The organism is Methylocystis rosea SV97, from assembly GCF_000372845.1.
Lineage (GTDB): Bacteria > Pseudomonadota > Alphaproteobacteria > Rhizobiales > Beijerinckiaceae > Methylocystis > Methylocystis rosea.
In genome coordinates this window covers 2782347-2801249 of sequence record NZ_KB889963.1, presented here as the reverse complement: position 1 = coordinate 2801249, position 18903 = coordinate 2782347, and the positions used below count along the sequence as shown (strand labels likewise).

The following is an 18903-nucleotide window of genomic DNA, read 5'->3' as shown; positions in this document are numbered from 1 at the left end:
TCTACAGGTTCTCCTAGGGCTCCAGGGCAGTGTGACGTTTCGCTGCGCGGCAAGCGCCATCGCGAAGACCGGCTTTGCGAAGGTGTGGCGAGAGGTCGCACCGGGTGAAGACATGACCTTGACGAAAGATGCGGATGCGCGCGTCATCGTGGCGATCAAAGCCGCAGGCGCCGAAGCGCAGCACTGGCCCGATACGCTCGACGAGATTGCGCGTTTGCTGGATGCGCGCTTTGCAGCGCTGCTGTTCGAAGACCGTTGTTCGGCGCTGTTGGAGCTCAAGCATTCGACACGCGCCGAGAAAGCGTGGATCGTCGAATATCTCCGCAATCATCGCAAACTCGATCCGGTCAAGGCGCGCGTCCTGGCCGAGATTGGCGTCGGTCGGGCGTTCTCGTCGGAAGACTTCGTCTCCCTGGAAGAGCTTCATCAAAGCGGCGCCTACCAGCGCTGGATGGCGCCCTTCGGCCTGGCCGATATGATCGGCGGAGTCATTCACCGATCCGAGACGGGCGTCTGCCTATTCGTCGCCTTTCGTGATGAGGCCGCAGGTCTCGCCGACATCGAGGCGAAGAGGCGGCTTGACGCGCTTCTGCCGCATCTCGCGACGGCCATCGCCCGCCATAAGCCGGCGTCTGACACATCGGCTCTCGTCGAATTGTTCGCGGAGCTGACGTCGCCGGTGCTTGTCGTCGACAGCAGGATGCGCGTCGTCCATAGGAATCGCAGCGCCGACGAGATGCTCGGCGAAGGCGACGCGCTGGCGATCTTTGGCAATACGTTGACTGTGCGCGATCCGCACGCCAAGGAGGCTTTGGAGCGTGCGCTCGCCCAGATCGGCGGCGCCGACGCGGAAGCCTTCGCGATCATGGTGAAGCGCGGGGAGTCGCGCTGTTGCGTGATGCATGTGCTGCCGCTGTCAAAGGGACTGTCGGCATTGTTCATGCGCAGGCTCGCGCTCAATTCCAGCGAAAGTGGAGAGGTCGCCGCGGGCGTGTGCGGCCTCACCGCCCGCGAGAGTTCGGTGCTGCTCGCCATCGCCGAAGTGGGCGGCGTCCCGGCCACCGCGCGCGCGCTTGGTCTGAGCGAGGGAACTGTCAAAGGTTATCTGAAAAGCATTTTCCAGAAGACCGGCGCGACCCGCCAGGCGGATCTGGTCAAGCTCGTGCTTGCTCTGGAATCCCCCTTCCGCACGCCGGAGCGCCATGCGCTGCCGACGGAGGCGCTGTTATCCGCGTCGCCGGCGCCTCTTGAACGACGCCGCAGCGCTTCTTAAATCGTTGCCAGCGCGGGCCGTAACGGACGCGCTAAGAGGCGCGGCGCGATAACGCTAGCGCGCCGCATGTCGCTCAACTGGAGGATATGTCATGCGTCAGTTCGATCTCTCTCCGCTGTACCGCCAGACCGTCGGCTTCGACCGTCTGTTCAACCTGCTCGATCAGGCCAGCGGCTTCGAGACGTCCCAAAGCTACCCGCCTTACAATATCGAGCGCACGGGCGAGAACGCCTATCGCGTGACCCTCGCGGTCGCCGGCTTCTCGCGCGAGGAACTGTCCGTCGAGACCAAGGAAAACACCTTGGCCATCAAAGGCTCGAAAGAGCCGGCGCAGCCTGCGGAGGGCCGCGAGGTCCTGCATCAGGGCATCGCCGCGCGGGCGTTCGAGCGCAGGTTCCAGCTTGCCGACCATGTGGTCGTAACAGGCGCCAGCCTCGTCAACGGCTTGCTTCACGTCGATCTCGTGCGCGAGATTCCGGAGGCGCAGAAGCCACGCCGCATCGACATCGGCGTGACGACGCCGTCCGCGACGATCGTCGAGTCCAAGGCTGCGTAACGGCGAAAGTTCTGAAGTGAAAATGCGAGAGGCGCCCTTTTGGGCGCCTCTTTTGTTATCCGCCGGCTTTTGGCTTTGCGGCGCTGTCGGGCGTCTTCGCCGTCGCTGAACCCGTCGGGGCGGAAGCCGGCGGCGTGGACGCCGTCGGAGTTACGACAGTTGCGCCGCTCGCGCCTGACGGCGGGACGATCGCCCGGCGCGAGGAGCCTCCGGCGGCGCGGGCGGCCGCTGCGCGCTTCGCAGGCGCGGACACGCTAGCCGACGGGGCGGCTGGTTTTTCAGCCGTCTGCTCCGCTGGGGGCGCGGCGCTTGGCGCGTGAGCAGCCGAGACCGGCGCCGGCGGCGTCGGAGCGCTCTCAGGGCTTTGCGGCGACTGCTGCGTCGCTTGCGCTTGCGGCGCGCTGGCGGGATCAGCTTTCGGCTCCCCAGACGCCGCCTCCGCAGGCTTGCCGGCGGGCGTTTCCTTGGCGGCCTGCGCTGAAGGAGCCGCGCCAGAGTCCGGCGCCTTTTCAGCAGAGGTCGGAGCTGGCTTAGCTGAGCTTTCCCCAGTCGGCCGCGGCCCTTGTGTCGCTTGCGCCGGCGCAGGGACGCTGGCGTCGTCAGACCTCGGCTCTCTCGGAGCCGAAGTGGCCGGCTTGTCGCCAGCGGTCTTATCGGCTGTCGCCGCCGGAGGCGTAGCCGTTAAATCGGAACTCTTCTGTTCTGGGCTTGGCGCGGGCGGCGTCTCAGCGCCCGACGCAGACGGCGTCCTGGCGCTCTCAGCGTTGAACTGGGGCTCCTGCGACCGGGCTGCGGACGGCGCAGTCTTCGGCTCGGTCGACGTGGCCGCGGCCGGGGCCGGAGCAGGGGAGGCGGCTGGCGCGATCGTCATCGGCGCCTCGGAGGGCGCCTCGGGCTTCATCGTCGGGGCGATTGCGCGCGAACTCTTCGACGCCGCGCTTTTCTGAGCCGCCCGAGCGCGCTGGCTGTTCGGCGCCTTATCCGCCAAAGCTGCGACGCCGGGCTGCTGGCGTCCACGATCCGCGGCCGGGCCAGCGGCCCCGGAAACGCCGGCGCCCTGCGGCGGGTATGGAACTCCGCCCGTCGAGGGGGGCGTCCCATAAGCGTCGCCGCCGGAGGGGCCGTAATCGCCGCCGTAGCGCGGTCCCCGATCATACATCGGCGGAGGCCCGAGTCGCACTGCGCGCAAGATGCGCCCCTCGTAGGGGTCGATGATGAAGCGCATGTCGCCTTCCCGGCGACTGACGCCGGTCGCGACGATCTGCTCGCCGCGACGCCCGAGCGGCCCAACGAGTCGATAGCCCTCTCGTCCCAGAATCGAGGCGACGGCCCGACGAGAGGCGAAACCTGGCTCTTCCGGGGGAATTTGCTGGCGGTAGCTATAGACGAACGGCCGAAAGAAAAACTGCGCGAAGGCGTGCTGCGGAACGGCGGCGCTTGCCGCCAGCGCCAACGCGAACGGCAAAACCGCTTTCCCCTTGAATGACCGCATAGTTTCTTCCCTGTCCAGCCCTCTCGGCCGCGCGGATGCTCTGACAACAATGCGGCGAGCATTAGACCGGCAAGCGCCGAAAGCCCAAGCGATTGCTTGTCACTTCAACGCAAATCTGGCACTAAGTTAGCCCGCAGATATGTCAGCCTTGCTGACCTTAAGGCGGCGCTCGCTTTTGGAGAACTCTGTGTTCATTTGCATGGCCCGCCGCTCGACACGCGCCGTGGCCGACGTAAATGAGGGGGCTCGCAAAGCGGCGCGTCCCTTGCCTTGCGCCCGGACGTGAGACGAGGCGCGAGGGATTCGCAACCGACGTTGCGAATCTGCGTGCGGGGAATGCGAGAGTCGGCTGTGACGATTTCGGTCACGCCTATGACAGTTTTGTGGTTCGATGAGCGGGCGGGAGGGGCGCAGGAAAAGGCGCGCCGTCCTGTCGAGGAGACGCCAAATGACGAAAGCCGCCGAGCACTTCGCTGAAGCCGGACCGCAGCCGCTCGGCCGCGACCCCGCTCTTCCGCAGGCGCAAGGGCTTTATGACCCCGCCAAGGAGCACGATTCCTGCGGGGTGGGCTTCGTCGCCAACATGCGCAACGAGAAGTCGCATGCCATCGTCGAGATGGGCTTACAGATATTGCTCAATCTCGATCACCGGGGCGCCGTCGGCGCTGACCCAAAGCTCGGCGACGGTTGCGGCATCCTGCTTCAGATCCCCCATGAGTTCTTCAAAGCGGAGTGCGCGAAGCTCGGCATAGAACTTCCCGCCGCCGGCGATTACGCCATCGGGCAGTTTTTCTTACCGCGCGATCCCGAGACGCGCGCGCGCGCGCGCGGCATCATCGATAAGTCGATCGAAGAAGAGGGGCTCGTCGTTCTTGGCTGGCGCGATCTTCCCGTCGATTCGAGCGATCTCGGCGAGGCGGTGAAGGCCGTCGAGCCGCATCACGCGCAAATCTTCATCGGGCGCGGGCCGAACGTCGCTGACGCCGACATCTTTGAGCGGCGCATCTATCTTGCGCGCAAGGCGGCCTCAAACGAAATTTACCGGCTCGGCAACGGCGGACGGGAGTTTTACGCCGTCTCGGTTTCGTCGCGCACCATCGTCTACAAGGGCATGGTGCTCGTCTCGCAGCTCGGCGAATATTTCCTCGATCTCAAGGACGAGCGTTTTATTTCGGCGCTGGCGCTTGTGCATCAGCGCTTCGCGACGAACACCTTCCCCTCGTGGCGGCTTGCGCATCCCTATCGCTTTGTCGCGCATAACGGCGAAATCAACACGCTGCGCGGCAATCTGAACTGGATGGCGGCGCGCCAGGCGTCGGTCTCCTCGCCGCTGTTTGGCGACGGGATCAGCAAGCTGTGGCCGATCTCCTATGAGGGTCAATCCGACACGGCCTGTTTCGACAATGCGCTCGAATTCCTTGTGCGCGGCGGCTATTCGCTCGCGCATGCGGTGATGATGCTGATCCCGGAAGCTTGGGCCGGCAATCCGCTGATGGACGCCGACCGCAAGGCTTTCTACGAGCATCACGCGGCGCTCATGGAGCCGTGGGACGGTCCCGCCGCCATGGCCTTCACCGACGGACTCCAGATCGGCGCGACGCTCGATCGGAACGGACTGCGGCCTGCGCGCTATCTCGTCACCGACGACGGCCTCGTCGTCATGGCTTCGGAAATGGGCGTGTTGCCGATTCCCGAAGAGAAGATCGTGACCAAGTGGCGTCTCCAGCCTGGCAAGATGCTGCTTGTCGATCTGGAGCAGGGACGCATCATTTCCGACGACGAGATCAAGAAGGCGCTGTCAAACTCTCATCCTTACAAGGAGTGGCTGGCGCGCACGCAAATTCAGCTCGAGGATCTGAAGCCCGTCGATACGCGTCCTGCGCGATGGGACGTGTCGATGCTCGACCGTCAGCAGGCCTTCGGCTACACGCAGGAGGACCTCGATCTTTTGCTTTTCCCGATGGCCGTCACAGGCCAGGAGGCGATCGGCTCGATGGGCACGGACACGCCCGTGTCGGCGCTCTCCGACAAGGAGAAGCTGCTCTACACCTATTTCAAGCAGAACTTCGCGCAGGTGACCAATCCGCCGATCGATCCGATCCGCGAAGAGCTGGTCATGAGCCTTGTGTCCTTCATCGGGCCGCGGCCCAACATTCTCGACCACGAAGGCTCGGCGAACACAAAGCGCCTCGAAGTGCGCCAGCCGATCCTGACGAGCGAGGATCTCGAAAAGATCCGCTGGATCGGCACGGTCGAGGATAGTTTCGACACCAAGACGATCGACGTCACTTACGACGCCGCAAAGGGCGCCGAAGGCATGCACGCGGCGATCAAGCGGCTATGTCAACGCGCCGAGGAGGCGGTCAGCGGCCGCTACAACATCATTATCCTCTCGGACCGCATGGTCGGTCCGGACCGCATTCCCATCCCGGCGCTGCTCGCGACCGCGGCGGTGCATCATCACCTGATCCGCAGGGGATTGCGCACCTCCGTCGGCCTCGTCCTCGAGACCGGCGAGGCGCGCGAGGTGCATCATTTCTGCTGCCTCGCGGGCTACGGCGCCGAGGCGATCAACCCTTATCTCGCCTTTGAGACGCTCATCGCCTCCGCGGAGGAGTTTCCCTCCGACGTCGACGGTCCGACCGCCGTCAAGCGCTTCATCAAGGCGGTCGACAAGGGTATCCTCAAGGTGATGTCCAAGATGGGCATCTCCACGTATCAGTCGTATTGCGGCGCGCAGATCTTCGACGCCGTCGGTCTTGCGCAAAGCTTTATCGACGAATTCTTCACCGGCACGACGACGCGCATCGAAGGCGTCGGGCTCGAAGAAATCGCGCGCGAGACCGTGCGTCGCCACCGCCTCGCTTTCAGCGACGCGCCCGTCTACAAGGAGGCGCTCGACGTCGGCGGCGATTACGCCTACCGCATCAGAGGCGAAGCGCACAGCTGGACGCCGCAAACCGTGTCGCTGCTGCAGCATGCGGTGCGCGGCAATGCGCAAGACAAATATCGCGCTTTCGCCAAACTCCTGAATGAGCAGGACGAGAAGCTACTCAATCTGCGCGGTCTGTTCCGCGTCAAAGGCGCCGAGGAGGACGGTCGGAAGCCGATTCCGCTCGACGAGGTCGAGCCGGCAAACGAGATCGTCAAGCGCTTCTCGACGGGCGCCATGTCGTTTGGCTCCATCTCGCGCGAAGCGCATACGACGCTCGCCATCGCCATGAATCGCATCGGCGGCAGATCAAACACCGGCGAGGGCGGCGAAGAGGCGGATCGATTCAAGCCGTTGCCGAACGGCGACTCGATGCGCAGCGCCATCAAGCAGGTGGCGTCCGGCCGCTTCGGCGTGACGACGGAATATCTCGTCAACGCCGACATGATTCAGATCAAGATGGCGCAGGGCGCAAAGCCCGGCGAAGGCGGCCAGCTGCCCGGCGACAAGGTCGACGCCGTCATCGCCAAGGTGCGCCACTCGACGCCCGGCGTCGGCCTGATCTCGCCGCCGCCGCATCATGACATTTATTCGATCGAGGATTTGGCGCAGCTCATCTTCGACTTGAAGAACGCCAATCCGCGCGCCGCCGTGTCGGTGAAGCTCGTTTCGGAAGTCGGCGTCGGCACGGTCGCCGCCGGCGTCTCCAAGGGCCGCGCCGATCATGTGACGATCTCCGGTTTCGAGGGCGGCACCGGCGCTTCGCCGCTGACGTCGATCAAGCACGCGGGCTCGCCCTGGGAAATCGGGCTTGCCGAAACGCATCAGACGCTTGTGCTGAACAATCTGCGTTCGCGCATCGCCGTGCAGGTCGACGGCGGGTTGCGCACCGGCCGCGACGTCGTGATCGGGGCGCTGCTCGGCGCCGATGAGTTCGGCTTCGCGACGGCGCCGCTCATCGCGGCGGGCTGCATCATGATGCGCAAGTGCCATCTCAACACGTGCCCCGTCGGCGTCGCGACTCAGGACCCCGTTCTGCGCAAGCGCTTCGTCGGCTTGCCGGAACACGTGATCAACTTCTTCTTCTTCGTCGCCGAAGAAGCGCGCGAACTCATGGCCTCCATGGGTTATCGCAACTTCGACGAAATGATTGGGCAGATGCAAATGCTCGACAAGGAGAAGGCGATTGCGCACTGGAAGGCGCGCGGTCTCGATTTCTCCAAGCTGTTTTTCAAGCCGCAGGGAGAAGGCGGCGCGATCCGTCACAGCAAGACGCAGGATCACGGCCTGGATAAGGTCCTCGACAACAAGCTCATCGCCGAGGCGCGCGCGGCGCTCGATCGCGGCGCGAAGGTTTCCATCGAAACGCCGATCCGCAACGTCGATCGCGCCACGGGCGCAATGCTGTCCGGCGAGGTCGCGCGCATCTACGGCCATGCGGGACTGCCCGAGGACACGATCGACATACGCGCGACGGGCACGGCGGGTCAGAGCTTTGGGGCGTTTGTCGCGCGCGGCGTGACGCTGCGTCTGGAAGGCGAAGCCAACGACTATGTGGGCAAGGGCCTCTCGGGCGGCAAGCTGATCATCTATCCCTCGCGCGACGCCGCGCAGATCGATCCATCAAATTCGATCATTGTCGGCAACACCGTTCTCTATGGCGCCATCGCCGGCGAATGCTATTTCCGCGGCGTCGCCGGCGAACGCTTCGCCGTGAGAAATTCGGGCGCGCTCGCCGTCGTCGAGGGCGTTGGCGATCACGGCTGCGAATATATGACGGGCGGCGTCGTGGTGGTCCTTGGACATACCGGGCGCAACTTCGCGGCCGGCATGTCGGGCGGCATCGCCTATGTCCTCGACGAAGACGACGCGTTCTCGACGCGTTGCAATCTGGCGATGGTCGACCTGGAGCCGGTGCGCGACGAGGAGGCCGTCATGACCGAGACCTATCACCAGTCCGGCGATCTGGAAGGCCATGGCCGCGTCGACGTGATGAGCGACATGACGCGCTTTGACGCCGAGCGGCTTCGGCAGCTGATCGCCAATCACCTGCGCTACACTGGCTCGACGCGGGCGCGCGACATTCTGGCGGATTGGCCAAATTACATGGGCAAGTTCCGGAAGGTGATGCCGGTCGAGTATCGGCGCGCGCTCAATGAACTCAACGCGCGCAAAAACCAGCCGCAACAGCTGAAAGCTGCGGGCGAGTGATCCGGGCTACTGATGAGCGGAATGCTTGAGCGTAGCCTTTGCCTTTGTCGGCTGTGATTGTTAAAGAGAGGGAGTCGGGCTAACCTGTTTTAAACTCGGCGGTTTTTCCTTGACGGCGGCCAGGAAGCCTGATGCGAGACGACTCCAGAGTTTACAGCTTGCCGCGCTGGCCCGCGATGCGCTGGCTCGTCAACCCGGGACATGGCGCAACTTGCGACATCCAAGTGGCGTTGATTGGCGGGTTGTTCGGAACCCTGCCAGTCTTCTTTGGCGGCGTTATCAATACGATTGTCGTGTCGGGAGCGATTGCGGCGCGCGAACAGACGCTCCCTTTCGTCGCTTGGTTCGTCTTTGAAATCGTGCTCGGAGCCGTGCGTCTGGTCGTCCTGAGCGTCTCGCGTCGCGAGGCTCTCGCGCATCGCGAGACGCCGACCGACGTTTATCTCCTGCTTCAGCTTTTCTGGAGCAGCGGCGTCGGTTACGGCGCTTTTATAAGTCTCGCGAGCGGCGACTGGGTTTCCGCGACGCTGGCGTGCCTCTCCGGGTCCGCCATGGTCGGCGGCATCGGATTTCGCAATTTTGGCGCGCCGCGCCTCGCCGGCGCAATGATCCTGACGAGCCTCGGCCCCTTCCTGCCGGGCGCTGCCCTCTCTGGCGAGCCGTTGCTTTATCTCGTGTTTCTTCAAATTCCGTTCTATCTCGCCGCCATGATCGCCGCCGCCTACAGCCTGAATAAGATGCTCATTGCGACGATGCAGGCTGAACGCGTGAACGACCATCGCGCCAAGCATGATGCGCTCACCGGCCTGTCGAACCGCGTCGGGCTCGCAGCCGCGGTTGACGCGAATCTGAATGGCGCGCAAACGCACGGCGGCGATTTGGCCGTGCTTTTTCTTGATCTCGACAACTTCAAAGCGGTCAATGACACCTATGGACACGCCGCCGGAGACAGGCTGCTCAAATCGGTGGCGGAGCGCCTCCGCCAGTCTTTGCGCGCGACCGACGTGGCGGCGCGGATTGGCGGCGACGAATTCGTCGTGCTCGCCAGGAGTTTGACGAGCGAGCAGGCGGCGGAGCTGAGTCACCGGCTGACGAATTCCATATCTGCGCCGTATGACCTCGGCGACGGCGTTCACGCGACGATCGGAGTCAGCGTCGGCATAGCTCTGGTGCCGGAACAGGGGGCAGACGCCGAGGCGCTTCTCGCGGTGGCCGACGAAGCGCTTTACGAGGCGAAGGCTCAGCGGCAGGTAAAATTGTTGCACACCCTCGTCAAGGAGGATCAAGCTCGCCGCATCGCACCGGCGGCGCGCGGCACGAGCCCCAGCACTAGCACCCGATAGTGCCTGCTGCGACGGTCAGCTCACAACGCCGAAGCTTCGCGGCTTGACGGCGACCCCTCGAAAGCGTTTAGAAAACATCCAAGATTGCGGCAGCTCAGCGCGCTCCGGAAAGCCAATTCGCTTTTTTCGCGCCAGACGGCCGCGCCAATGAGAAATGTCGTTGCGGCCGCGACGCGCGGCGCGAGAGGTGCGCGATAAGATGGGTAAGGTGACCGGGTTTCTCGAGATCGACCGGCATGACCGCAAATACAAGCCGGCGGCCGACCGCATTCGCCATTATCGCGAATTCGTCATTCCCTTGTCGGACGAGACCACGCGCAGCCAGGCCTCGCGCTGCATGGATTGCGGCATTCCTTTTTGCCACAACGGCTGTCCGGTCAATAATCAGATTCCCGACTGGAATGACCTCGTGTACCATGGCGAGTGGCGGCGCGCGCTCGTCAATCTCCATTCCACCAACAACTTCCCGGAGTTCACGGGTCGCATCTGCCCGGCGCCCTGCGAAGCGTCGTGCACGCTGAACCTCCAAGACCAGCCGGTCACCATCAAGACCATCGAATGCGCGATCATAGATCGTGGGTTCGAGCAGGGCTGGGTGGTTCCCGAGCCGCCCAAGCGCAAAACAGGCAAGAAGATCGCCGTCGTCGGCTCCGGGCCCGCGGGACTTGCGGCGGCGCAACAACTGGCGCGCGCCGGCCATGACGTGCATGTCTACGAAAAGCAGGCAAAGGCCGGCGGCCTGCTGCGCTACGGCATTCCTGACTTCAAGATGGAGAAGCACCTCATCGACCGCCGCGTTCAGCAGATGGAGGCGGAAGGGGCGGTGTTTCACTGCGGCGTTCATGTCGGCGTCGATATGTCCGCCGATGCGCTGGTCACGGGCCATGACGCCGTTGTCCTCGCCGGCGGCGCCGAACAGCCGCGCGATCTGTCGATCCTCGGCCGCGAATTGCGCGGGGTTCACTTCGCGATGGATTTTCTGCCGCAGCAAAATCGCCGGGTCTCGGGCGAGCCGCTCTCGACCAATGAGCCGATCCTCGCCACCGGGAAACATGTCGTGGTCATCGGCGGCGGCGACACCGGCTCGGACTGCATCGGCACCTCGGTGCGCCAGGGGGCGCTTTCGGTCACCCAGCTCGAAATCATGCCACTTCCCCCCGAGAAGGAAAACAAGCTGCTGACGTGGCCCGACTGGCCGCTGAAGCTGCGGACGTCCTCCTCACACGACGAAGGTTCGTCGCGCGAATTTTCGGTGCTGACGCGCGAATTCGAAGGCGCGGAAGGCGCGGTGAAGGCGCTGCGCTGCGTGCGCGTCGACGGCAAAATGCAGGAGGAGCCCGGGAGCGACTTCAGGATTAAGGCCGATCTCGTGCTGCTTGCGATGGGCTTTGTGTCGCCGGTGCGCGAAGGCCTGCTCGAAACGCTCGGGGTTGATCTCGATTCGCGCGGCAATGTCGCGGCGGACACGCGCGCCTATCAGGCGTCTCGCGAGAAGATCTTCGCCTGTGGAGACATGCGGCGCGGACAATCGCTCGTCGTCTGGGCCATTCGCGAGGGACGCCAATGCGCCCACTCAGTGGACGAATTCCTGATGGGCGAAACCAATCTGCCAAGGTGAGAGTAAATGGACAGTGAAAAGCTTAATCTGTGGTATTGTGATACCTTCGTCAGCACGCCCTGGCAGTTTTACCTTCTCATCGTGCCGCTCTTGGGGGCCTTCTTCTACGGCCGCGGGAAATATAAGCTCGCCTGGTCGCTGATCGGCGGTTGGCTCGTCGTCCAATTGATCTTTTCGGCGCTCACCAATCTCGTGTTCACTTGCTCGCTCGAATAGGGCGCAAAAGAAAAGGCCCCGGCAAACCGGGGCCTTTCGTTTGACCGAGAGCCGGCTTACAGCACGACAACCGTGGCGCCCACCTTCACGCGGCTGAACAGATCGGTCACGTCGTTGTTCAGCATGCGGATGCAGCCCGACGAAACCGCCTGTCCGATCGTCCAGGGCTCGTTCGAGCCGTGGATGCGGAACATCGTGTCGCGATTGCCCGAGAAAAGATACATCGCGCGCGCGCCCAGCGGGTTGTCCTCGCCGCCAGTCATGTGGCGCGGAAGATCGGGACGGCGCTTCAACATCGCCGCCGGAGGCGTCCAATCCGGCCAGGCCTCCTTGCGGCCGATGTGCGTCCGGCCTTTCCAAGTGAAGCCCTGGCGGCCGACGCCGACGCCGTAGCGCACGGCCTGTCCATTCGGCATCGACAGATAGAGATAGCGGTTGTTTGTGTCGACGGTGATGGTGCCAGGCCGCTCATTGGTCGGGTCCTGCACGATCTCGCGCGTCGTGGTCGGATATTCGCGCGCGAGCCGCGCGTCTTCTTGATCTCCGTAATAGGCCTGCGGGTCCTGCGCGCCGTAATTGGCCTGCTGATCCTGACCGCCGTAATAGGCTTGCTGCTCACGCGCGTCATAGTAGGACGCGGTCATCTCCTGCGCGCCCGCCGACGGATCAAACAGCGCCATGAAGGAGTTTTCCTGAGCGCTGACGGCGGAAGACGAAAGTCCCGCAAAAGCGGTGACGGCGGCGACCTTCAGAAAGCGGCTGGCGTTGAATTCACGGCGGGACATGACGGCGGCTCCACAATTTCTCTCTGTCGTGCAGAGAGAATGCAGAACCACCGAAAAGCGTTCCGTGCGCGAACGCACAAATCGTTAGCGCGGCTGAGAAGGAGCGTTCGCCGCCGGGCGCCAGCTATAGTCGTCGGCGCGATTGCTGCGCGGATTCTGGTCCCCGCCCTCGACGAAAACATGTCGCGCGAGCGCCTGTGCGGGCGTGCCTGCATCCGCCGCCGCTTTAGCGGCCGGGGTTCTCCTGGCGAGTTCTGTCGCCGCTCCGGCGCCCGTCAGTTGCTGCGTCGGGCCGACGGCAGGTCGTTCGGGTAAGCTCGGCGCCGCCGACGGCCCGCCGACGGGCGAGCGGAATACGATCGGCTGACCGTCCGCTGGGGCCGCCGCCACGGGTTGCTGGGGCGGAGTCGCGCCCGCCTCAGGCTGGGGCGTCGCCGGCGCGCCAGCGACTGGCGCCTGCTGGCGAGAGGCGTCGTAATATTTCTTGATCTCGCCTTCGACGAAATGGGCGACGCTGCGCGCGCCGGCGTCGGTGAAGTGCACGCCGTCCGCAGAGCGCAGCTTAACGATCTGGCCGTTGATGTCCGGCCCGAAAGCGCTGTACTGCCCATGTTCGTCGGTCATCGCGTCCCAGAGATCGACATAGGGAATATTGGCGTGCGCCGCGCGCGCCTTGAAGATTTCATTGAGCTGCGCCATGTCGGCGGACAGCCGCTCGTTCTTCATGACCGGCAGACCGACCCAAATGACCGGGATATTCTTTTCCTTAAAAGCCGCAATCACCGCATCGACCCGCGCTGCGTAGATTTCGCGCCATCGCGGCGACAGCGGCTCGATTGACTCTTGACCCTGCTGGATCGCTTGACGATCATTGCTGCCGAGCATGACGACGGCGACATTGATCTTCTGCGGGGCGGCCGCGATCTCTTTCGCCGTCTTGGGCCAATCGTAGAAGTCTTCGCGCACGAGACCGCTGCTTTCCCGGCCTTTTCGAAGGATGGCGACGTCTGGGCGATCCGAAAACCCGTCTTTCAGGCCGTTTGCGAGAAGCAGTCCCAGAGTGTCGCCGATCGTCGCGACAACGAACGTCGGCTGGGTAACGGCCGTGTTCTGAGCCTGGTCGGGGGCGGGGCCGTCCGTACGCTTCGCCGCGCGTCGCGGATTGTCCGTCTGGCCGTGCCAGTATGTCGGCGCGCGATTCTCGCGGTGCGGCATGATCCGTCGCACTCTTGGCTCGCTGCGAGGTCCCCAGCCATGCTGCGGATGGCCGCCAAAGATGCCGCCAAAAAATTCCGTAAAGGGATCCTGCGCGAAGGACGCGCCGGGAGTCGCGCTCGTCAACAATGCGCCAAGAAAGAGCGCCATAACACGGCGCAGGGTCTGTACGCTCTTAGACATGAACGCGATTATAGCGCGTCCCGAACGCCTTGGCATCCTAATTGCGATTCTTCACTTAATTGTGTGGCGCATAGCCTTGACGCCTGGAGCGGTTTTGGCGTCAATCGTCAGCAACTGGGCGGGATATAGGAGAAGCGAGATGCGGCGCCGTAACCGGGGGTCTGGCGGAGTTTGGACGCGAGCCGCCGCGACCGCGCTTTTCGCGCTTGCTGCCGCCACGGCGGCCGCCCAGCCCGCACGCGAGGAAAACCCGCCGGCGGAATTTCGAATTCTGCCTTACTCCGGACTGACGCCCTACTGCATCGATCCGACGATTCTCAACGAAGTCGTCAAGGGTTTTGCTGCAAGAGAAGCCTGGTTCTGGAATTCGCCTCTGGTCATTGTGGCCTTTGACGGCGTCGAGGACATCGGCGCCCGCAACAACGGCCTGAGCTATATTCCCCGTCGCTATTGTCGCGCACTGGCGCTTTTTAACGACGGCGTAAGACGCGAGGTCGTCTACAATATCGGAGAATCCTTGGGCTTTATCGGCGCGGGACCTGGCGTGACATGGTGCGTCGTCGGGCTCGACCGTAATCATGCCTTCAGTCCTAATTGTCGAGCCGCAGGGCCTTAGCGTCCTTTTGCAGAGTCTTTTGAAATGAGAAGAGTTTTCGTTCGTTGCGCCGCATGGGCGCTCATTGTTGGCGCGGTGGCGTGGGGCGGATTTTTCGGCGCTATCGCGAAGGAAGGCGACTGCACGGGGAAGGATTGCGCCAATCGCGCGGCCTTGCGGTCGGGCGCGGCGCGTGACTTCGACTTCTACGTGCTGGCGCTCAGCTGGTCGCCCGGCTTCTGCGAAAGCGTCGAGGGCGCGCGTGACCAATGCGAGCCGGGAAAGGGACTCGGCTTCGTCGTTCACGGGCTCTGGCCGCAGTATGAAAGCGGCGTCCCCAGCGAATGTCCGGGCGCGCCTTCCCCATCGCGCGTCGCGCTCGAAAAAGCGGCAGGCTTGTTTCCCGACGAGCGGCTGGCGCGATACGAGTGGCGCAAGCATGGAGTCTGCAGCGGCAAAAGCCCGAGCGACTATTTCGCCGACGTGGCGCGCGCCCATGCCGCCGTGGCCATCCCGCCGCTTTTCGTCAAACCCACCCGCGACCAGACCTTTACGCCGATCGACGTCGAGCGCGCCTTCTACGACGCCAATCCACAGCTGCGGCCCGGCATGATGGCGGTGTCGTGCCGCCGGGGCGTTATGGACGGCGTGCGCATCTGCCTGTCCAAGGACCTGCGCGAGTTTCGCGCCTGTCCTGCCGTTGCGCAGCGTGGTTGCCACGTTCGAGAAATCAGCGCGCCCGCGCCGCTGTAGCACATATGAACTATCGCCACGGGTTTCACGCCGGCAATTTCGCCGACGTCTTCAAACATGCGCTGCTTGTGCGCCTCTTGGCCTATCTGAGACGCAAGGAAACGCCATTTCGCGTGATCGAGACGCACGCAGGAGAGGGCGCCTATGATCTTTCAGCGGAGGAGGCGCAGCGCACGCTTGAGTGGCGCGGCGGCGTTGGACGTCTCGCTGATCTCTCTGGCGCGAGTGCGGAAGTCCGCGCGCTGCTTGCGCCCTACATCGATTGTCTCGGGCCGCGCGACCACGAGGGAAAGCCCGCGCTCTATCCAGGTTCGCCGTCGATCGCGCAGAAATTGATGCGCCCGCAGGACCGCGCGATTTTCTGCGAGCTGCGGCCTGACGCCTTCGCGGCGCTGCGTCGCCGGTTCGCACGCGACGAGCGCGTTAAGGCGATTCATATCGACGGCTATGTGGGGCTTGGCGCTTATGTTCCGCCGAAGGAGCGGCGCGGGATCGCATTGATTGATCCGCCTTTCGAGCGGGAGGACGAATTCGAGGCCGCTTTTGACGCCTTCAATAAATCATATGCAAAGTGGAATTCTGGAATTTACGCCTTGTGGCATCCCGCAAAGAGCGATCGGGACGTTCGAAAATTCCAAAACAGATTGAGGGAAAGCGGCATACGGCGCATCCTGCAGCTTTCGTTGAGCATCGGCGGAGACGGAGAGGGACTGCGCAGCTGCGGAATGGCGGTCGTCAATCCGCCATTCGTGTTCGAAGCAGAAGCGCGAACGCTCCTTGCCTTCCTTGCCGCACGTATGGCGCAAGGTGAAGGCGCGGGCTGCGAGATTGCGTGGCTCGCTGGCGAATGAGCTGATCGAGTTCGCGAGCCGACTTTGCCGGCCCTGGAAGTAACTCGAACTCAGAAGCGTATTGCCGCGCTCACCAGCGGCGGCGCCAATGACGACGCCGAGCGCGCCGCCAGTATCGACGGCGGCGCCACCAGCTTTTTTCGATCGTTGCGTTCTCCATGTCTTCGGGCGTGGCGACGCCGAATTCGGGGCGCGCGGGAGCCACTCCTTCTTGCGGCGCCAGCCCGGGAAGCGCCTGCGCTTGCGACACGACGACAGTTGCGCCAAGGCCGGCGAGCAGCGCCGTAATGAATGTGCGTCGTTCCATCTTAACCTCTCCCTGCTAGCAGGACTCAAACTGCTGCGCCGCCATGCATGGTCGGTCTTTCGACATCTGGCCCAATATGCGCGCTTATCAAGTCCATCTCGCGGAGTCCCCAAGGTTGAAGGTCCCCATAACGCCGTTGTTGGTTTCGTAATCCGATGGTAGGAGCGGCCATGCTCATCTTGCGTTATTCTCCCGCTTCGCCCTACGCCAGGAAGATCCGTATCGCCGCCGAATTGCTCGGCTTGTCCGATAGGATCGAAATCGCCGCCGCCGATGCGGCCGATCCCGCCGACAGTCTGCGGTGTCAAAATCCGCTCGGTAAAATCCCGACCCTCATTTTGGAGGACGGCTCGGCGCTCTATGACAGTCGCGTCATCGCCGAATATCTGGATCATCTCGCCGGCGGCGGGCGGATCATTCCGACCGAGTCGACAGCCCGCTTCGCGGCCTTGCGGCTGCAAGCGCTCGGCGACGGGATCAACGACGCCGCTCTATTGATCCGCTACGAAACGTTCAATCGCCCGGAAGACTTACGCTACGATGAGGCGATCGCGCTTCAGCAAGGCAAAATCGATCGGGCGCTCGGCGCGCTCGACGCCGCCCCGCCGGCCGGTTCGGTCGACATTGGCCATATCGCGGTCGCCTGTGCGCTTGGCTATCTTGATTTGCGTTTCTCTGGCGCATGGCGAGAGAACCACCAGCGTCTCGTCTCGTGGCTTACGAAATTTGCGCGCGCCGTCCCTGCCTTCGACGCGACGAAGGTCTAATTCGGCCCTAGCGCATATGGCGCCTGTCCGGGAGATCTGCTCTGCCAAGAAGCGAAGCTGTCAGCCTATTTGCTGGCGATTTCGCTTGGAGGCTTCCACTCGCCCCCAGCCGAGGGACCAGTCTGTGCATCTGGGATGCGCAGGCGTTGACCCGGTTGGATTTTGTCGGGATCCGTCAGCATCGGCCGATTGGCCTCGAAGATCTCCATATATTTGGCGCCCTTGCCGGCGCCGTAATGCTCTTCGGCGATCTTCCACAGCGTGTCGCCTGGCTTCACGACGTAGAAGGTCTCTGTCGAGGACGACCCTGCGGCTGCGGGCTCCTTAGGGGCAGCCGCGGCCGTTTTCTTGAGCGCGTCTGGGGCAGGCCCCGGTTTGCCTTTTCCGGTCAGAAAATCCAAAAGTCCCATGCTGGAGTCTCCTTCGTAGGTCCGGCCATTCACGCCGGATGCGACTGATCTATTGTAGCGCTCCTCTATTGTAGCGCTCCGCTCGCAACTCGCGAGTGTAGGCGTGTCCGAAAAGCAGCGCCAGGGCGCGACTTCCGGGCAATCGTCGCCAGCGAGCGGCAGTTTGTGGCGGCGAAGGCGCGCGCCGTCTCGCGAAAGCGCGCAAAATCTCCTATACCCGTCGCCATGACAGATGCTCCCGTAACGACGGCGCGGACGGCTCTTTACCCCGGGAGTTTCGACCCGTTGACCTTTGGCCATCTCAACGTGATGGCGCAGGGCGGTGCGCTCTTTGACAGGATCGTCGTTGCGATCGGCGTGCACCACGGCAAGGAGCCGTGGCTCTCTTTCGACGAGCGCGCGGCGGTCATTCGCCAGGCCTGTGCCGGCTTGGGCGCGTCTTGCGGCTTCGAGGTCGCGGGCTTTGACGGACTTGTCGTCGAGGCGGCGCGCCAGCACGGCGCCTGCGCCATTCTCCGCGGTTTGCGCGATAGCGCCGACTTCGATTATGAGATGCAGATGGCGGGGATGAATGGGACGCTTGCGCCGGACATTCACACGGTTTTCATGCCTGCTTCGCCAGGGCTACGCCATGTCAGCGGAACCTTCGTGCGTCAGATCGCGGCGCTTGGCGGCGACGTATCGGCCTTTGCCCCGTCCGTCTCCGTCGCCGCACTCAAACGCGCCATAGAAAGGCGCGGCAATACATAGGGAGGCTTCATGAAACTCACCCGCCGTCTGCTTCTTGCCGCCGCGGCCGTCGCCGCGCTCAGCGCCGCGCCCGCTAGAGCGGCTGACGATCATCTCCTTTATCTCGACACGAAGGATGGCCGCGTCACCATCAAGCTGCGGCCTGATCTCGCGCCCAAGCATGTCGAGCGCATTGAGAAGCTGGCCAAGGAACATTTCTACGACGGTATTGTATTCCATCGCGTCATCGACGGCTTTATGGCGCAAGCTGGCGATCCAACCGGCACCGGAATGCAAGGTTCGCGCTATACGGATCTGAAGGCCGAGTTTACGGATACGCCGTTCAAGCGCGGCATAGTTGGAATGGCGCGCGAAGGCGGCGACGTCAATTCCGGCAATTCGCAGTTCTTCATCGTCTATGCAGACGCGCCGCAGCTCAACGGCAAATACACCGTATTCGGCGAGGTGGTCTCCGGCATGGACGTCGTCGACAAGATCAAGAAGGGTTCAAAGTCCAATAACGGCATGGTCGAGAATCCGGACAAGATCATCAAGATGCGCGTTGCTGGCGACGAGAGCTGAGATTCATATGCGTTATGCCCGCGCTTGTTGGGCGTAACGTAAGCCGTCCCCTCCGCAAACAGCCGGACCATGACCGGTTGCGGTG

17 protein-coding genes and 1 pseudogene are annotated in these 18903 nt (G+C 63.4%); 14 read left to right on the top strand and 4 right to left on the bottom strand.

Annotated features, from left to right (window positions below; translation table 11 throughout):
* The first annotated feature begins 112 nt into the window (after positions 1–112).
* The 8 genes from A3OO_RS0114805 to A3OO_RS0114775 all read left to right on the top strand — a co-directional run bounded on the left by A3OO_RS0114805 (position 113) and on the right by A3OO_RS0114775 (position 11641).
* The gene (locus A3OO_RS0114805; protein ID WP_018408617.1) at positions 113–1273 is read left to right on the top strand and encodes a helix-turn-helix transcriptional regulator; all 1161 of its coding nucleotides are present in this window, start codon (positions 113–115) and stop codon (positions 1271–1273) included.
* Between the two features lie 91 nt (positions 1274–1364).
* Complete coding sequence (locus tag A3OO_RS0114800) at positions 1365–1829, top strand: Hsp20 family protein (protein ID WP_018408616.1); 465 nt, start codon at positions 1365–1367, stop codon at positions 1827–1829.
* A 134-nt stretch (positions 1830–1963) separates the two neighbouring features.
* The gene (locus A3OO_RS23650; RefSeq protein ID WP_156824836.1) at positions 1964–2149 is read left to right on the top strand and encodes a hypothetical protein; all 186 of its coding nucleotides are present in this window, start codon (positions 1964–1966) and stop codon (positions 2147–2149) included.
* A gap of 306 nt (positions 2150–2455) precedes the next feature.
* The gene (locus tag A3OO_RS23645) at positions 2456–2776 is read left to right on the top strand and encodes a hypothetical protein (RefSeq protein WP_156824835.1); all 321 of its coding nucleotides are present in this window, start codon (positions 2456–2458) and stop codon (positions 2774–2776) included.
* 993 nt (positions 2777–3769) lie between these two features.
* Positions 3770–8464 (top strand): glutamate synthase large subunit, encoded by a 4695-nt coding sequence (gene gltB, locus A3OO_RS0114790; protein WP_018408615.1) that lies wholly within the window; start codon positions 3770–3772, stop codon positions 8462–8464.
* 131 nt (positions 8465–8595) lie between these two features.
* Positions 8596–9807 carry a GGDEF domain-containing protein gene (locus tag A3OO_RS0114785; RefSeq protein ID WP_040573452.1) on the top strand — a complete coding sequence of 404 codons (1212 nt, stop codon included), beginning with the start codon at positions 8596–8598 and terminating at the stop codon, positions 9805–9807.
* 199 nt (positions 9808–10006) lie between these two features.
* A complete protein-coding gene (locus A3OO_RS0114780) occupies positions 10007–11425 on the top strand; it encodes a glutamate synthase subunit beta (RefSeq protein ID WP_026223010.1) in 1419 nt (472 codons plus the stop codon).
* Positions 11426–11431: 6 nt separating this feature from the next.
* Positions 11432–11641: a hypothetical protein gene (locus A3OO_RS0114775; RefSeq protein ID WP_018408612.1), complete on the top strand. Its 210-nt coding sequence runs from the start codon at positions 11432–11434 to the stop codon at positions 11639–11641.
* A 56-nt stretch (positions 11642–11697) separates the two neighbouring features.
* Here A3OO_RS0114775 and A3OO_RS0114770 read toward each other — a convergent pair whose 3' ends face one another.
* Positions 11698–12426: a L,D-transpeptidase gene (locus A3OO_RS0114770; RefSeq protein WP_018408611.1), complete on the bottom strand. Its 729-nt coding sequence runs from the start codon at positions 12424–12426 to the stop codon at positions 11698–11700.
* Positions 12427–12510: 84 nt separating this feature from the next.
* Positions 12511–13824, bottom strand: a complete 1314-nt coding sequence (locus tag A3OO_RS0114765) for an SGNH/GDSL hydrolase family protein (RefSeq protein WP_026223009.1) — start codon at positions 13822–13824, stop codon at positions 12511–12513.
* 139 nt (positions 13825–13963) lie between these two features.
* On the opposite strand from A3OO_RS0114765, the gene A3OO_RS0114760 reads away from it, so the two are divergent.
* The 3 genes from A3OO_RS0114760 to A3OO_RS0114750 are packed head-to-tail and all read left to right on the top strand — an operon-like array spanning position 13964 to position 16023.
* Positions 13964–14440 (top strand): hypothetical protein, encoded by a 477-nt coding sequence (locus A3OO_RS0114760; RefSeq protein ID WP_018408609.1) that lies wholly within the window; start codon positions 13964–13966, stop codon positions 14438–14440.
* A gap of 24 nt (positions 14441–14464) precedes the next feature.
* A complete protein-coding gene (locus A3OO_RS0114755; RefSeq protein WP_018408608.1) occupies positions 14465–15172 on the top strand; it encodes a ribonuclease T2 family protein in 708 nt (235 codons plus the stop codon).
* 5 nt (positions 15173–15177) lie between these two features.
* Entirely contained in the window at positions 15178–16023 is an 846-nt protein-coding gene (locus A3OO_RS0114750; RefSeq protein ID WP_018408607.1) for a 23S rRNA (adenine(2030)-N(6))-methyltransferase RlmJ, read from the top strand.
* Positions 16024–16093: 70 nt separating this feature from the next.
* Here A3OO_RS0114750 and A3OO_RS0114745 read toward each other — a convergent pair whose 3' ends face one another.
* On the bottom strand, positions 16094–16330 hold the full coding sequence (locus tag A3OO_RS0114745; RefSeq protein ID WP_018408606.1) for a hypothetical protein: 237 nt from the start codon (positions 16328–16330) through the stop codon (positions 16094–16096).
* 170 nt (positions 16331–16500) lie between these two features.
* On the opposite strand from A3OO_RS0114745, the gene A3OO_RS0114740 reads away from it, so the two are divergent.
* Positions 16501–17097, top strand: a complete 597-nt coding sequence (locus A3OO_RS0114740; protein ID WP_018408605.1) for a glutathione S-transferase family protein — start codon at positions 16501–16503, stop codon at positions 17095–17097.
* A gap of 65 nt (positions 17098–17162) precedes the next feature.
* On the opposite strand, the pseudogene A3OO_RS24295 reads toward A3OO_RS0114740, so the two are convergent.
* Positions 17163–17384, bottom strand: a pseudogene (locus A3OO_RS24295) (LysM peptidoglycan-binding domain-containing protein); the annotation flags it as partial.
* A gap of 348 nt (positions 17385–17732) precedes the next feature.
* On the opposite strand from A3OO_RS24295, the gene coaD reads away from it, so the two are divergent.
* A complete protein-coding gene (coaD, locus tag A3OO_RS0114730; RefSeq protein ID WP_026223008.1) occupies positions 17733–18257 on the top strand; it encodes a pantetheine-phosphate adenylyltransferase in 525 nt (174 codons plus the stop codon).
* A gap of 9 nt (positions 18258–18266) precedes the next feature.
* Positions 18267–18818, top strand: a complete 552-nt coding sequence (locus tag A3OO_RS0114725) for a peptidylprolyl isomerase (protein ID WP_018408602.1) — start codon at positions 18267–18269, stop codon at positions 18816–18818.
* Positions 18819–18903 lie beyond the last annotated feature (85 nt).

What these genes read in the sequence shown, in the direction of transcription:
- A3OO_RS0114805 (WP_018408617.1), top strand. Translation starts at nt 113, where the DNA reads ATGACCTTGACGAAAGATGCGGATGCGCGCGTCATCGTGGCGATCAAA.
- A3OO_RS0114800 (WP_018408616.1), top strand. Translation starts at nt 1,365, where the DNA reads ATGCGTCAGTTCGATCTCTCTCCGCTGTACCGCCAGACCGTCGGCTTC.
- gltB (WP_018408615.1), top strand. Translation starts at nt 3,770, where the DNA reads ATGACGAAAGCCGCCGAGCACTTCGCTGAAGCCGGACCGCAGCCGCTC.
- A3OO_RS0114785 (WP_040573452.1), top strand. Translation starts at nt 8,596, where the DNA reads ATGCGAGACGACTCCAGAGTTTACAGCTTGCCGCGCTGGCCCGCGATG.
- A3OO_RS0114780 (WP_026223010.1), top strand. Translation starts at nt 10,007, where the DNA reads ATGGGTAAGGTGACCGGGTTTCTCGAGATCGACCGGCATGACCGCAAA.
- A3OO_RS0114775 (WP_018408612.1), top strand. Translation starts at nt 11,432, where the DNA reads ATGGACAGTGAAAAGCTTAATCTGTGGTATTGTGATACCTTCGTCAGC.
- A3OO_RS0114770 (WP_018408611.1), bottom strand. Translation starts at nt 12,426, where the DNA reads ATGTCCCGCCGTGAATTCAACGCCAGCCGCTTTCTGAAGGTCGCCGCC.
- A3OO_RS0114765 (WP_026223009.1), bottom strand. Translation starts at nt 13,824, where the DNA reads ATGTCTAAGAGCGTACAGACCCTGCGCCGTGTTATGGCGCTCTTTCTT.
- A3OO_RS0114760 (WP_018408609.1), top strand. Translation starts at nt 13,964, where the DNA reads ATGCGGCGCCGTAACCGGGGGTCTGGCGGAGTTTGGACGCGAGCCGCC.
- A3OO_RS0114755 (WP_018408608.1), top strand. Translation starts at nt 14,465, where the DNA reads ATGAGAAGAGTTTTCGTTCGTTGCGCCGCATGGGCGCTCATTGTTGGC.
- A3OO_RS0114750 (WP_018408607.1), top strand. Translation starts at nt 15,178, where the DNA reads ATGAACTATCGCCACGGGTTTCACGCCGGCAATTTCGCCGACGTCTTC.
- A3OO_RS0114745 (WP_018408606.1), bottom strand. Translation starts at nt 16,330, where the DNA reads ATGGAACGACGCACATTCATTACGGCGCTGCTCGCCGGCCTTGGCGCA.
- A3OO_RS0114740 (WP_018408605.1), top strand. Translation starts at nt 16,501, where the DNA reads ATGCTCATCTTGCGTTATTCTCCCGCTTCGCCCTACGCCAGGAAGATC.
- coaD (WP_026223008.1), top strand. Translation starts at nt 17,733, where the DNA reads ATGACAGATGCTCCCGTAACGACGGCGCGGACGGCTCTTTACCCCGGG.
- A3OO_RS0114725 (WP_018408602.1), top strand. Translation starts at nt 18,267, where the DNA reads ATGAAACTCACCCGCCGTCTGCTTCTTGCCGCCGCGGCCGTCGCCGCG.